Annotated in this window: 10 protein-coding genes and 1 pseudogene; 10 read left to right on the forward strand and 1 reads right to left on the reverse strand. The window is 46.2% G+C overall.

Annotated elements, in window-relative coordinates; translation table 11 throughout:
• A pseudogene (locus tag ACXLDX_RS04080) lies at positions 1-100 on the reverse strand (AAA family ATPase); the annotation flags it as partial.
• A gap of 1,552 nt (positions 101-1,652) precedes the next feature.
• Here ACXLDX_RS04080 and ACXLDX_RS04085 point away from each other — a divergent pair.
• The 10 genes from ACXLDX_RS04085 (at position 1,653) to ACXLDX_RS04130 (ending at position 12,979) form a co-directional block, all read left to right on the forward strand.
• The gene (locus ACXLDX_RS04085; protein ID WP_457575918.1) at positions 1,653-2,975 is read left to right on the forward strand and encodes a (Fe-S)-binding protein; all 1,323 of its coding nucleotides are present in this window, start codon (positions 1,653-1,655) and stop codon (positions 2,973-2,975) included.
• A 69-nt stretch (positions 2,976-3,044) separates the two neighbouring features.
• Positions 3,045-3,917, forward strand: a complete 873-nt coding sequence (locus tag ACXLDX_RS04090; protein WP_457575919.1) for a methylenetetrahydrofolate reductase — start codon at positions 3,045-3,047, stop codon at positions 3,915-3,917.
• 158 nt (positions 3,918-4,075) lie between these two features.
• A complete protein-coding gene (locus tag ACXLDX_RS04095) occupies positions 4,076-7,120 on the forward strand; it encodes an FAD-dependent oxidoreductase (RefSeq protein WP_457575920.1) in 3,045 nt (1,014 codons plus the stop codon).
• Complete coding sequence (locus ACXLDX_RS04100) at positions 7,120-7,539, forward strand: hydrogenase iron-sulfur subunit (protein ID WP_457575921.1); 420 nt, start codon at positions 7,120-7,122, stop codon at positions 7,537-7,539. Before ACXLDX_RS04095 ends, ACXLDX_RS04100 begins: the two co-directional genes overlap by 1 nt.
• 101 nt (positions 7,540-7,640) lie before the next feature.
• Positions 7,641-8,309, forward strand: coding sequence for a methylenetetrahydrofolate reductase C-terminal domain-containing protein (locus ACXLDX_RS04105; protein WP_228856369.1), 669 nt, complete (start codon positions 7,641-7,643; stop codon positions 8,307-8,309).
• Entirely contained in the window at positions 8,306-9,229 is a 924-nt protein-coding gene (locus ACXLDX_RS04110) for a methylenetetrahydrofolate reductase (RefSeq protein ID WP_457575922.1), read from the forward strand. Before ACXLDX_RS04105 ends, ACXLDX_RS04110 begins: the two co-directional genes overlap by 4 nt.
• Positions 9,230-9,274: 45 nt before the next feature.
• Positions 9,275-9,658, forward strand: coding sequence for a response regulator (locus ACXLDX_RS04115; RefSeq protein WP_457575923.1), 384 nt, complete (start codon positions 9,275-9,277; stop codon positions 9,656-9,658).
• A gap of 500 nt (positions 9,659-10,158) precedes the next feature.
• Complete coding sequence (locus tag ACXLDX_RS04120) at positions 10,159-10,680, forward strand: hypothetical protein (RefSeq protein WP_457575924.1); 522 nt, start codon at positions 10,159-10,161, stop codon at positions 10,678-10,680.
• A 190-nt stretch (positions 10,681-10,870) separates the two neighbouring features.
• Positions 10,871-11,374 carry a hypothetical protein gene (locus ACXLDX_RS04125; protein ID WP_457575925.1) on the forward strand — a complete coding sequence of 168 codons (504 nt, stop codon included), beginning with the start codon at positions 10,871-10,873 and terminating at the stop codon, positions 11,372-11,374.
• A 69-nt stretch (positions 11,375-11,443) separates the two neighbouring features.
• The gene (locus tag ACXLDX_RS04130) at positions 11,444-12,979 is read left to right on the forward strand and encodes a PAS domain S-box protein (protein ID WP_457575926.1); all 1,536 of its coding nucleotides are present in this window, start codon (positions 11,444-11,446) and stop codon (positions 12,977-12,979) included.
• The last annotated feature ends 639 nt before the right edge of the window (positions 12,980-13,618 follow it).

The raw sequence follows: 13,618 nt of genomic DNA on the forward strand, positions 1-13,618 counted from the left end.
GAAGAAGTGGCATCTCCAATGCCATGGATATATTGACGATTTTCGCCAACTCATCATCAAGAATATATTTCACCGCTCCATCAAATTGCTTCGTTGCCATAAACAGCCTCTTTATAAAATATCTAATTACCCAGAAAGCTCAGTCTGACACTTGTGTGCCTGGGGATGCACCTTTTATCAGGTGTTTTTCAAATAAAAAAAACTCATTTTACTGATTTAAAGAAATCTGAACTGACATTTTTCCTTCAAACTCCTTGTCCATTGAGATTTCCTGTATTTTTTGACCACAGGTTCACCTGATAAAACAGGCGTATCTCAAATCCGGCTGATTTCCATGAATCACAAGGATATCATTTTATTTCCTTGCCCAAAAGTAAGAAAAACTGTTTTTTTTATAAAAACATGGTTATCTTAAAAGATACTGCCACTCACCTGGTGTCCCATCAGCCTGCCAACTGCCATCCACAACCACACTGTGGTTACAAATATCCCGAAAATCACTCTTCAAAATTTTTCACGTAACCTCCAAGTATTATTGATAATACAATTTTACATCAATTTTTCATATTTCCAGAGCAAGAAAAACCCCACCCAACTGTTTTAAAATTCAAACTTTATCTTGCAACATGGACTGTTCCAGAAAAGATTCATCTAACACAACAACATCACATCGAAATGTTGCAGCAATCTCTAGGGATTGACATTTAATTTTGGTGATTGTAAAGTCCTCCCTGCTAAGCACATAACCTATCCCGTAATATCTGACCGTACAGAAAACAGCTCTTTTTCCGTACAGAAAACAAACTCTGTTTGATCACGGATGTGAAGGTCTGATATTGACTGCATACCTGTTTAAGACAGGTCATCAGCGTTGAAGGCGGAGAGAATATGGCGTTTTTCAACTCATCTGATTCTACCCCTTTTTTCAAAGGGAGTTCTCCGCCCGCAATTCAGCATTCCCTTTTTGAGTTAGTTTTTTTTCAGATAAACCGATATGGCCGGACTCTACCGCTCGGCGACAAAAAAATTATGAAAATCCAAACTGCGGCGGCACAACCCTCAGTCGCGGATTTTCAGATAAAGGCCTGGCAGGACCAAAAGACTCACCCGCTTACTCCATTTAAATGTAACATGTTAATGAAAACCGGACTGCGGCAAAACGACCTTCTGCGCTGTGGGTTTTCAGGCAAGAAAGATCATTGTGCCAAAAGGCTTCGTTGTACAACAATCTATAGTATTTTCTGAATATTGCCTGTTACTGAAGCTGCATTCGGTAAGAGATGAATCGTATGATTCAACTGAAACGGTGACAGTTTTTCACTGTAATAAAATAAAAACCCAGCTCCGACATGATCACCTGTTGAGTTGGGAAGTTTCACGTCTTCCATATAAGAGTGCCTTGAAAAATTAGATTTTTCGTTCGAGGCCAAGGAACAGGAAAATTGAAAAACTACACCATATTAGTCATGTGCGATTATTTTCCTGCAACGTAGAGATCGGACGAAAAGACATTTTTTGAAGGTAACCATAAAAAGAAGGAGGGAAATACCCCAGGAATGCGTTCGCATTCAACACAGCATCGGGATACCATTGAACAGACAATCACCTTGGTCAGTGGTATGAATTTGGATAGAAACAAAGGAATAATATCAATGTCTGAAAGCACCATTACAATCAAAGGAAAGAAGAAAAGCTCCTTTATTGACAAGGTCAAGGAGATTCTTCCGGAAGAAGGCAACCTGAACCTGTGCCTGACTTGCGGCGCATGTGCTTCGGGATGCCCGGCAACGGGTCTTGAAAATATGGATCCGAGAAAATTTCTTCGGATGTGTGCCATGGGAATGGATGAAGAAGCCGTCAAATCCCCATGGGTCTGGATGTGTACCATGTGCCAGCGGTGCATTTACGTCTGTCCCATGAAAATCGACATCCCCCAACTCATATTCAATGCCAGGGCACAATGGCCCAGGGATGAACGCCCCAAAGGTATCAGGGACTCCTGCGATATGGCCCTGAGAAATGAGTCCAACAGTGCAATGGGAACTGCACCGGACGACTTTATTTTTGTAGTGGAAGATGTTCTTGAGGAATACAAGGAAGCCCAGCCGGAATTCAAGGATATGGTTGCCCCCATAGACAAACCTGATTCCTTCTTCTTTCTCAACCAGAACTCCAGGGAACCGGTGACAGAACCGGATGAAATGGTTCCACTCTGGAAAATACTGCATCTTGCCGGTGTGGACTGGACTTACGGCAGTAAGGGCTGGGCTGCAGAGAATTACTGCATGTTCCTGGCTGACGACCAGTGCTGGGAGAGGGTCACCCGGGTATCGGCCAGACAGGCCGATGAGCTTGGCTGCAAGGTGTTCCTTAACACGGAATGAGGACACATAACCTTCTCAGTCCGGTCCGGACTGAAAAAATTCGGAATTGAGCATAAGTTTGAAGTTGCCTCAATTTATACGTATTACGCTAAGTGGATCCGTGAAGGAAGACTCAAGGTCAGTTCCGATTGGAACAAGGACCGAAAAATCAAATTCACCATTCAGGACCCCTGCCAGATCATAAGAAAAGGTGAAGGCGATGTGGTCGCTGACGATCTGCGTTTTGTCATTGAATCAGTTGTCGGCAAAGAAAATGTCATTGAAATGACACCGAACAAGTCGAACAATTACTGCTGCGGCGGCGGCGGCGGATTCCTTCAGTCAGGTTTTCCTGACGCCCGCCAGTCATACGGGAAAATAAAATTTGACCAGATCATGGCAACGGGTGCAGACTACTGCATCACCGGATGCCATAACTGCCACGCCCAGGTTCATGATATCGGCCATCATTTTGGTGGATCATATAATACAGTACACATCTGGACGCTCATCTGTCTCTCTTTAGGAATTCTCGGTCCCAATGAACGTACATATCTGGGAGACGATTTAAAGGATGTGGACGTGTTTCATCCTGAGACATCCCTGTTTTAAGAAATTGAAAAATAATCAACAGGCGGAAAATTTTAACTGGCATGTTCTGATTTGGAGGGACAAAAGCATATGAATTTCCAAAAAAAATTAGCTGCAAATGAATTTGTTGTATTGGCCGAGATGCACACCCCGAAAGGAGTAAATATCTCGCGACTCGTCAATGATGGTGCGCGAATCAAGGGGCGGGTTGACGCGGTTGTAATCCCGGACATGGATAACGGCATTATGCGCATGAGTGCTCTTGCCGGTGCCGTTCTCCTGAAACAGCAGGGCCTCGAAACTGTCATGCATATGTATTGTCGGGATCGAAACAGAATGGCCCTTCAGGGTGACGCCCTGGCGGCACATGTCCTTGGCAATCAAAACATCATTGTGGCTGACAGCGAAGAAATGAGCCAGAGTGACCACAGCGATGCCGCTACAGTGGAAGATATCACTGAGGTGCAGCTCATCGAAGCCCTGAAAACTCTCCAGCAGGGAAAGGACATGAGCGGATTTGAACTGGACGGCAGCCCCGATTTCACAATTGGCTGCACCCTTCCACCCTGCGCCGACGATAAAGCCCTTGACAGGGCCCTGGAAACTGCTCAGAAGAAAATAGCTGCAGGAGCTACCTTCATTGTCACCCCTGCAGTTTATTCTGTTGAAACTGGAAATGATCTGGTTGCAAAGACCGGCAAGCTCAACGTACCCGTTATCACAACCGTTTTTCTTATCAAATCCCTTGCGATTGCACAATATATCGCCAGCAGTGAACCTGGAAGCAATATCTCTGACGACCTGATCAGGCGTATTCGGAAATCTTCGGACAGGGAACTGGAAGGTATTAAAATTGCGGCGGAAACCATCCAGGCCCTGAAAGAACAATGTCAAGGTGTGCTCATCCAGACTCTAGGATGGGAACATAAAATTCCGGAAATATTGGATAATGCAGGGTTCTGATTGTCGGCTTCCCTGAGGACAGGCCTGGGGCCCCGAAAATGGGAAACCCAAAAGGGCCGTATAACAAATCCATGAAAATCGCAATAGAGATTCCAATCAACCTTTTCAGACGATTTTCATAGACAACCCTGCTTAATCAGCGACAGGAAAAGGTAACAATGCAGAATACAAACAGACTCCAATCCAAAAATGACAAAGTTCTTGTCGTCGGCGGAGGTCTTGGTGGAATTCGAACAGCTCTTGACCTCGCTGAGGCCGAGAAAAACGTTATTCTCGTCGATAATGATTATACGATCGGCGGTCTGATGACCCAGCTTGACAGAACATTCCCTACAAATAACTGTGACCTCTGTACCCTTGCACCCCATCTTTCGGAAAGCGGCCGACAGGAATTCATTGAGCTGCTGTCAATGACCAGCGTTCAATCAATTACCGGGGAAAAAGGTGACTTTACTGCCCTGGTTCGAACAGAACCCAGGTATATTAACGAAGAAAAATGCACAGCCTGCGGTGCCTGCCATGAACACTTTCCCGAATGTGTCCGATTTACTCCCGGCCTGGATCACAGGGCACCAACTTGTATGCGCTATCCCCAGGCAACCCCCCAGGCCTACTCTATTGACCTGGAAAAATGTGAAGATGTTGAAGCCCTGGTGAAAATCTGCCCGGCCGGCGCCATCAATCCCGACGATATGGCCATTAACCGGGAGATTAAATGCGGTTCCGTGGTACTGGCCCCTGGCGCCGATCTTTTTGATCCCAGTGGTCTGGATTATCTTGGCTACGATGCCTACCCGGATGTGGTCACCAGCCTCGAATACGAACGTATTCTCTCGGCATCCGGCCCGACGAGTGGCAGACTGCTGCGCCCCTCAAACGGAGAACAGCCAAAGAAAGTCGCCTGGATTCAGTGCATCGGTTCAAGGGGTATCCAGAAAGGTGCCGGCGAATATTGCTCAAACGCATGCTGCATGTTCGCACTCAAGGAAGCCATTGTCACCAAGGAACGCTTCCAGGAAGATATTGAAACAACTATATTTTATATGGACATGCGGACTTTTGGAAAAGATTATGAACTCTATTTCCAGAGAGCCAAAAATGACTTCGGTATTCGTTTCCTGCGGAGTCGTCCACATTCTATTCTCCAGCCGGAAGGTTCAGACACACTGACCATAACCTATACCGGTGAAGACAGTACCGAACAGAATGTCGAAGAGTTCGATATGGTTGTCCTTTCCACCGGTTTTAAGACATCAGAAGAAAGCCGTGCTCTCGCACGAAACCTGGGCCTTGAACTGAACAGGCACAATTTCCCGGTGACGGACGGGTTCAATCCTGTTGCCACAACCAGACCTGGAATTTATGTGGCTGGAACATTTGAAAGTCCAAAGGATATTCCGGACACCATGGTCCAGGCCAGTGCTGCTGCATGTATGGCAGGTCAGGATGTGGGCTACTCTGAAAAGAAAGAAGAAGAAACAGGTGAACCGCAACTGGAAAGAAACGTCCTTGGAGAAGAGCCTCGGGTCGGTGTGTTCATCTGCGACTGCGGCGAAAATATTGGTGGAGTGATCGATGTTGACTCCCTGGTCAGCCAGGCGGAAAAACTCCCGAATGTAATCGTGGCAAAAGCCGAGGGTCATGGCTGCAGTCGTATTTCAATGGAAAAGATCAAAGCGTCCATTGAAGAGGAGAAACTGAACAGGGTTGTCATAGGCGGATGTTCTCCCCGGACTCATCTGGCAAAATTCCAGGAGTTGCTGGCCCAGGCCGGACTGAATAAATATCTGCTGGAAATTGCCAATATCAGAGATCAAGCCACCTGGGTTCATGGAAACAGGCCAGAGGAAGCACTGGCAAAGGCCGGCGATCTAATTAAAATGGCGGTTTCCGCTGTCATCAAGGCACAGCCCCTCGCCGACCAGACCCTGCCGATCAACAAGAATATTCTGGTTGTCGGTGGCGGGATAACCGGCATGACTTCGGCCCTGCGCCTGGCCGATCAGGGATTCCAGATTTACCTGGCCGAGAAATCAAATAACCTTGGGGGTGTTGCTGCCAGGATTAAAAAAACCCTGGAAGGCGACGACGTACAGAAATTTCTCGCTGATCTGATCAAACAGGTTGAAAGCCATGAGAATATTCAAGTCATCACCGGTGCCATAATCGTTGATCACTCCGGCATGCCCGGGATGTTCAAGACTGGTATGCAGGTCGGTCCCCAGATGTTCTACAGACAGATTGAACACGGTGTCACCATCATGGCAACCGGCGCCATACCCAATCCGATTAAAGAATACTCATTGGGAGAAACAGATGCTGTCATGACACAACTCGACACCCAGAAACTGATTTTCGAGCAACCGGAAACAGTCAAAAACTGGGATAATGTTGTCATGATCCAGTGTGTCGGTTCCCGTACCGCTGATAATCCGAACTGCTCCAGGGTCTGCTGTCAAACTGCGGTTAAAAATGCTCTGGCTATCCTTAAGATCAACCCGGATGCACGTATTTTTGTCCTCTATCGTGATATGAGAACCTACGGTTTCCAGGAGGAATACTATAAAGAAGCCAGGGAAAAAGGTGTTATTTTTGTTCGTTACAGTGAGAATCGGAAACCGGCAGTCAGTCCTGATGGTAAACAGGTTAATGTGAGTTTCACTGATCCTGTTCTCGGGAGAGAAGTCACCGTTACAGCCGACGCCCTCTGTCTCAGCACTGGCCTCATAGCCGACAATGATTCCACCGAGGAACTGGCGATGATTTTCAAACTGCCCAGAACGGCTGATGGTTTCTTCCTCGAGGATCATGTCAAACTTCGCCCCGTGGACCTGGCAACTCCAGGCTTCTTTGTCGCTGGTACGGCCCATTCGCCAAAACTGATAAAGGAATCAATTTCACAGGCGAATGCCGTGGCCTCCAGAGCCCAGACCATGCTGGCCCGTGACTCGATTAATCTTGGTGCGGCAACAGCAAGAGTTGATGGAAAACTGTGTGCAGCCTGTCTTATCTGTGTCCGTGAATGCCCCTTCGGTGTTCCTTTTATCAATGCGGATGGCTACTCTGAAATTGATCCGGCCAAATGCCACGGCTGCGGCATGTGTGTCTCCGAGTGTCCTGCCAAGGCTATTCAATTGATGCAGTTTGAGGACGACAGGATTCTCGCGAAGCTGGAAGAACTTTTTGAAAAGGTAAATGCATAATGGAAAATTTTGAACCGGTTATAGTAGCTTTTTGCTGCCACTACTGCGCATATACTGCCGCAGACATGGCAGGAAGCCAGCGACTTCCATATCCTGCTAATGTAAAAATTATCCGGGTACCATGCTCGGGAAAAGTCGACGCGCTCCATATTGTCAAGGCCTTTGAAAATGGTGCTGACGGCGTCTACGTCGCGGGTTGTCTGGAAGGTGACTGCCATTTTAAAAACGGCAACGAAAAAGCAGCCCGCAGGGTTGACTACGTCAGGAAATACCTGGAAGAAATAGGAATCGAAAGCGAACGGCTCGAAATGGTGACAATGTCGGCCGGCATGGGATATCGTTTCGCCCAGACAGCGACTGAAATTACAGAAAAAATCCGTAAGCTTGGTCCTAGTCCGATAAAAACGGCCATGGCCTGATAACTTCTGCCGCCCCTGGTCTTCCAGCCGGAATCCACGGGCGGCACCGACTGGCAACGACACCGTTGGCGGTTTTAAATTTTAAAGGAGAGTGAACCACAATGATCACTGCTGAACGAAAACCTTTAGAGGAACTCATTGAATATATCAAGCCATTCAAGCGCATCCTTCTTCTTGGTTGCAACGAATGTGTTACCGTCTGTGCGGCAGGCGGGAGAAAGGAAGTGGGACTGCTGGCCTCCGGTCTGCAAATGGCCCTTCTCAAGAGCGGCAACAATATCGAAATCAAGCAGCATACCCTTGAACGCCAGTGTGATCCCGAATATGTTGAAGAGCTGGTACAGATGATAGACGGCGCAGATGCTGTCATGTCCATGGCCTGCGGCTGTGGAGTACAGCAGATTGCCATGCGCTACAAGGACAAACCGGTTTTCCCGGCACTGAACACCAAATTCATGGGAGCCTCTGAACGCCAGGGAGTGTGGGCGGAAAGATGCCAGGGTTGCGGCAACTGCGTTCTTGGAATTACCGGCGGTATATGCCCCATTGCACGATGCGCGAAACAATTGATGAACGGCCCCTGTGGTGGATCCACCACAGGTAAATGTGAGATCAGCGAAGATGTCGAATGCGCATGGCAGCTGATCTGGGACAGGCTCAAGTCACTTGGTCAGGAAGACCGCTATGTTGAAATCATGCCCGCAAAAGACTGGAGAAGTGGTGGAGGAAGCGGTCCAAGAAAGATTATCAGAGAGGATTTGGCAGAATGAAAACAGAAAGTATATTGGAAAAAGTATTAGCCGCCGGACATCTAGCAGTCACCTCTGAGTGTGGCCCTCCCCGTGGAGCGCAACCTGACAAGGTGAGGGAAAAGGCCAAATATCTTGCCGGTATTGTTGATGCTATCAACGTGACTGACAATCAGACAGCTATGGTACGCATGTCCAGTCTGGCTGCATCCGCAATTATCAAACAGGAAGGATTGAATCCGCTTCTGCAGGTGGTCTCCAGGGATAGAAACAGGCTCGCCATGCAGGCAGATATTATCGGTGCCTATTCCCTTGGAATCGACACCATGCTCTGCCTCTCAGGCGACCACACCAAATTTGGTGACCATCCCATGGCCATGAATGTCCACGACATCGACTCCATCCAGATGATTCAGATGGTCAAGCAGATGCGTGACGAAGAAAAATTCCAGGGTGGTGCTGACCTGAAAGGTGCTCCTAAAATGTTTATCGGTGCTGCCGCCAACCCGTTTGCCGATCCTTTTGAACTGCGCGTACTCCGCCTGGAAAAGAAAATAAACGCGGGAGCTGATTTTATCCAGACCCAGTGTATTTTCAATGTGGACAAGTTTGAAAAATGGATGGAAGGTGTACGGGCCCGTGGCCTCCATAAGAAATGCTATATCCTGGCTGGTGTGACTCCCTGTAAATCGGCCGGAGCTGCCAGGTTTATGGCTACCAAGGTTCCTGGGATGGATGTTCCCCAGGAAATTGTTGACCGGATCAGTGCTGTACCGAAAGAAAAACAGGCTGAAGAGGGCATCGCCATCTGTGTGGAAACCATTGAACGGTTGAAAAAAGTTGAAGGTGTAGCCGGTTTTCATATCATGGCTATCGAATGGGAAGAAAAAGTTGAAGAAATCTGCGAAAGAGCAGGACTTCTTCCCCGGCCTCAGGTATAAAATGTATCAGGACTATAAATCCAACAATGATAGAAGGAGGAGTCAATGAGCGACGGCCAACTTATTCTGGTAGTAGACGACGACACCGATCTCGTGGAAATGGTTTCCATGAAACTTGAGAGTGAGAATTTCCGTGTTGCCAAAGCGTATGATGGCATTGAAGCTATGGATAAAATCAAAGCAGAACGTCCCGCTTTGATCATCCTGGATGTAATGATGCCGAGAAAAGACGGTTACACTCTCTGTGATGAACTGAAAAACTCCGACGATTACAAAGACATAATTGTTGTTCTTCTGACAGCGGTCACAGAGGCAATTTCCAGCACCAACTACACACACATGGGCGGAAAAACCACCCTGGCAGATGATTTTGTCACCAAACCCATCGACCTGGATAAACTGATGGAAATAGTCAAAGACAATCTTTAAGGTTACCTCGAAAAATTTTAAAGTTTGGTTCGAGGCCACGGGACAGGGAAGTTAGAAAACACATTATATTAGTCACATGACTGTTTTTTGATTTCCCCTTGGCCCCGGAGATTGGACGAAAAAACTATTTTTCAAAATGACCTTAAGAAAACCCGTCAGAGGAGGCTGTCCGAGAATAGCATTTTTCCCAAATCAAGGCATTGTGAAAAAATAAGCATAGTCATACGGTTAATATCTTAAGCATTACTTTTTTCACAATTACGAAGAGTTTTTTTTGGGGGGGGGAAAAGCATTCTCGGATACTTCCGGACTGCACTCCGGATTGCCCGATTACTCTGTTTCTCCGGAAATCCGCCATACGGCAGTTTTTTTTTTACCGCACAAGGAACCTTCAGCGGTTTTTGCACCCAGAGGGCAATTAACTGCAGGAACTTTTCAGTTTCAATGTGCTTTTGAGAAGGAAGTCCGGGTATAACATGATGGCATGAAAGGAAATTTCGTTGTCTGGAGCAAATAATAAACCCGCAATTGGCGGGATTAAATTCAGCGAAGAACTGGTGCAGGTCTCTTTTACAGGAGGAGAAGTGGACGATTCCTCCTTTAACGGGATTCTTCGTCTGGTTGCTGAAAGAAGGATAAACATCACTTTTCTCTGCCATGCGTTGACCACATCGCGAGACTGTAAAAGTAGTTTCTGTGTTGCCAGGGAAGATTACAGTCAGGTTCAGGCTATCCTAGATTTTTCATCTTTTAAAAATCAGCAGAGAACAGTTTTTCATTCCGTCGGCACAATAACCCTTTTCCCCCATCGTAACAGCTTCAACCTCCTCGGTTTGGTTGTCAGAATATTCGGGCAATCCGGTTATCCGATATATTCCATGGGGAGTTCAATTTCCGCCATAGCCATCAACACTGATTTCAGTGCTCTTGATTCCATTGCCGAAAAACTGCAGATGGAACTCATCCTCCCGAAAAATCACGCCCCTTTTCGCCAGGAATTCCATTTGAAAGAAATCCGATGAACCGGGCCTTCGATAAATATTGTAAAAACCTGGTTCCGAAACAGACATACCCCTAAGCCGACTGAATTTCATGGATAAACAGGATTTTTATTGATTATTCCCGATTAATAACACGTGCTACAGATTTTTTACAGGAACTTTGGTCCGCATAGCCTGGTTATATTTTTTATCTTTTTTTGGAGGAACGCTTTTGGAAACAATTGCCGTATACTGGGAATCAAAGATCAAGGTTTATGGTATTTCTCTGAAACAGGGTCTGGTGCTAATTCAGCTTCGTGTTCCGCTTGAGCATATGGAGGCCATCGGGGAAAAACTTCTTAGTCTGAATGACTCCGCCTGTCATTTTGAGTTCATTACCCAGGACTATATTGATTCGCATTTCCTGCGGCTCAATATTGTACTCGACGAACCAAACTGGCAGGCTGGGAGGATTCAAATTGAGCAATGGGCAGCAGTTGAACAATGCACTCTTGATGTATTCACATCCATGGAACTGGTTTTTCTTCACGGCCCTCATTTCCAGGACAGATATGGTATCGCCGATGCGGTTTTCTCGTCACTGATTCAGGAGCAGATTGACATCATCACTGCCGGTTGTGCCGGAACCTCCGTTTATCTGCTTTTCCGGGAAGGATTCGGCCTGCTGGCTAATGAAGTCCTCAACAAAGCATTCATCATTCCAACGACATCGTAACTCGTACTAAAAGCTCTACACGCCGATTTCCCGTATGGATCCATCAGCAAAACACCCCAATACGAAAATATGACAGACACACTGAAAAAAGAAGATACGGCAGATGACTGGAAAACCCATGTATTTGACTCTCTTTCCTTTCCCACTCTCATACTCAGGCCGGACAGAACCATAGTTGCAGCCAACAGAAAATTTTTCCAGAAAACCGGCCTTAAAGAAAACCAGCTTATCGGCAATACATGTAAACATCTCTTCTTTGGAGAAAGTGATCACGATAATCTGCCCTGCAACTCTTCCCAATGTACCTTGGCAAAATGTATCAGTGAAAAGCGTGCCCTTTCCATTGTTCTGAGTGACCTTGACGAAAATGGAGACAAGACCTGGGAGGAACGTGTTTTCTCCCCCATCCTCGACAATCGGGGAGAAGTCTCTTATGTCATTGAAAGTCTAAGGGATATCACCAGGGTGAAAAATCTTGAAAAAAAATATATTGACGTCCGGGAACTGATTGACAAGGTCGTGCAGAGTTCTGCCAGTGCCATTATGGCCGCCAACAGAAAAGGCGATATCATCCTCATGAATAAAGCCGCTGAAGATTTGTTCGGCTATACGGTGGAGGGTGCGAACCATGTCAACATAGAAGACTTCTACCCTCCGGGGGTGGCCCGCGAAATCATGAGAAAACTGCGGGACGAAAAAAACGGGGAAAAGGGAAAGCTGCCCATAACCAAGGTCAATATTATAACCAGGGACGGTGAGGAAATACCCGTTGAAATGACAGCTGCAATAATCTACGAGGAAGGCCGTGAAGCTGCTACAGCTGCCATTTTCAATGACCTGAGAGAAAAACAGGCTGTCCAGAAAAAACTGGAAGAAGCTGAGATTCAACTCGTTCAGTCAGAAAAACTGGCATCCCTCGGCAGACTGGCAGCCGGTGTTGCCCATGAGATTAACAATCCTCTCACCTCCATCCTTCTTTACGGTAACCTGATGCAGGAAAAACTTGATGAGGATAACCCTCTGGGGGAAAACCTTAAGTATGTCCTTGAAGATGCGGAGAGATGTCGGGAAATAGTTAAGAATCTCCTTGCCTACTCGAGGCAGACCAGCCCCTCCAAGGATATTTTTTACCTGAATAACCTCGTTGGTGAGAGTCTCCGTCTCATACGTGACCAGAAACTGTTTATGAACGTCAAGATCATCAAAGATCTGGACGACTACCAGATTCTCATCAATGCTGATAAAAATCAGCTGTGCCAGGTGCTCATCAATCTTATTATTAATGCCTTTGATGCAATGGAGGGACACGGAACTCTCACCCTCAGGACATATCGTGACAAAAAAAAGGGCAAAGCTTACCTGGAAGTTTCCGATACGGGAAGCGGTATTCCCGAGGAGAATATTTCCAAAGTTTTTGACCCGTTCTTCACAACCAAAGAAGTGGGCAAGGGTACCGGTCTCGGTCTCAGCATGGCCTATGGTATCATGGAGGAAAACCAGGGTAAAATCTCTATAAAGAAAACAGGACCGGAAGGAACAACCATTCTCCTTGAATTTCCCGAAGAAAAGATATCCAGTGAATTTCATTTTGTCTCAATCGGTTAAGGCACCATCCCCTCAGGAATTTCACCGGTCCAGCCATTTATGCCCGCCACCTGCAATATATTTGTTCACAGGGGTAACATCTCGGTGATTTTATTCCTTCTGAGCTGTAATTGCTCACAGGTGCCGCAGATTTTTACAGGCTCTTTTGTTCGCTTTTACCTACCTATACGGACAAAAGAGACCGTGAAAAGCTGGAGTACTTGTGAGTAATTACAATCAAATTATAGAATCGCTACCCCCGTGATCAATTACTGCAATCATTAATAATCAAGATGAAGGATAAAAACCAACCACGGATTTTCAGTTAAAAATAAAAATAGACACTCGACTCTCCCCCCAAAAAACTGTATATTCTTTTTGATTTCTCTATACAATTACAACAGTATGAACTGCAGAAGGAGTTACCTTCAAGATGCTCTTCAATCTGTGGAACATGTGAGCAATTACGTAGTTGCTGTTTTTCTGACGGGAAAAAACTTCCCGCATCTTTCCACCAATGGCACATTTTTTTTAAAACAGGAGAAGAAAACAAGCATCATTCACGACTTTAAAGTATTATTAAAATCGATAGAATATTACACGTGAATTGATAAATAAAAATAATTCCACAGGGTGCTTTTTTAAAAAGCAATTTTTAGA

The sequence above is a fragment of the Desulfomarina sp. genome (genome assembly GCF_054039375.1).

What these genes read in the sequence shown, in the direction of transcription:
- ACXLDX_RS04090 (WP_457575919.1), top strand. Translation starts at nt 3,045, where the DNA reads ATGAATTTCCAAAAAAAATTAGCTGCAAATGAATTTGTTGTATTGGCC.
- ACXLDX_RS04095 (WP_457575920.1), top strand. Translation starts at nt 4,076, where the DNA reads ATGCAGAATACAAACAGACTCCAATCCAAAAATGACAAAGTTCTTGTC.
- ACXLDX_RS04100 (WP_457575921.1), top strand. Translation starts at nt 7,120, where the DNA reads ATGGAAAATTTTGAACCGGTTATAGTAGCTTTTTGCTGCCACTACTGC.
- ACXLDX_RS04105 (WP_228856369.1), top strand. Translation starts at nt 7,641, where the DNA reads ATGATCACTGCTGAACGAAAACCTTTAGAGGAACTCATTGAATATATC.
- ACXLDX_RS04110 (WP_457575922.1), top strand. Translation starts at nt 8,306, where the DNA reads ATGAAAACAGAAAGTATATTGGAAAAAGTATTAGCCGCCGGACATCTA.
- ACXLDX_RS04115 (WP_457575923.1), top strand. Translation starts at nt 9,275, where the DNA reads ATGAGCGACGGCCAACTTATTCTGGTAGTAGACGACGACACCGATCTC.
- ACXLDX_RS04130 (WP_457575926.1), top strand. Translation starts at nt 11,444, where the DNA reads ATGACAGACACACTGAAAAAAGAAGATACGGCAGATGACTGGAAAACC.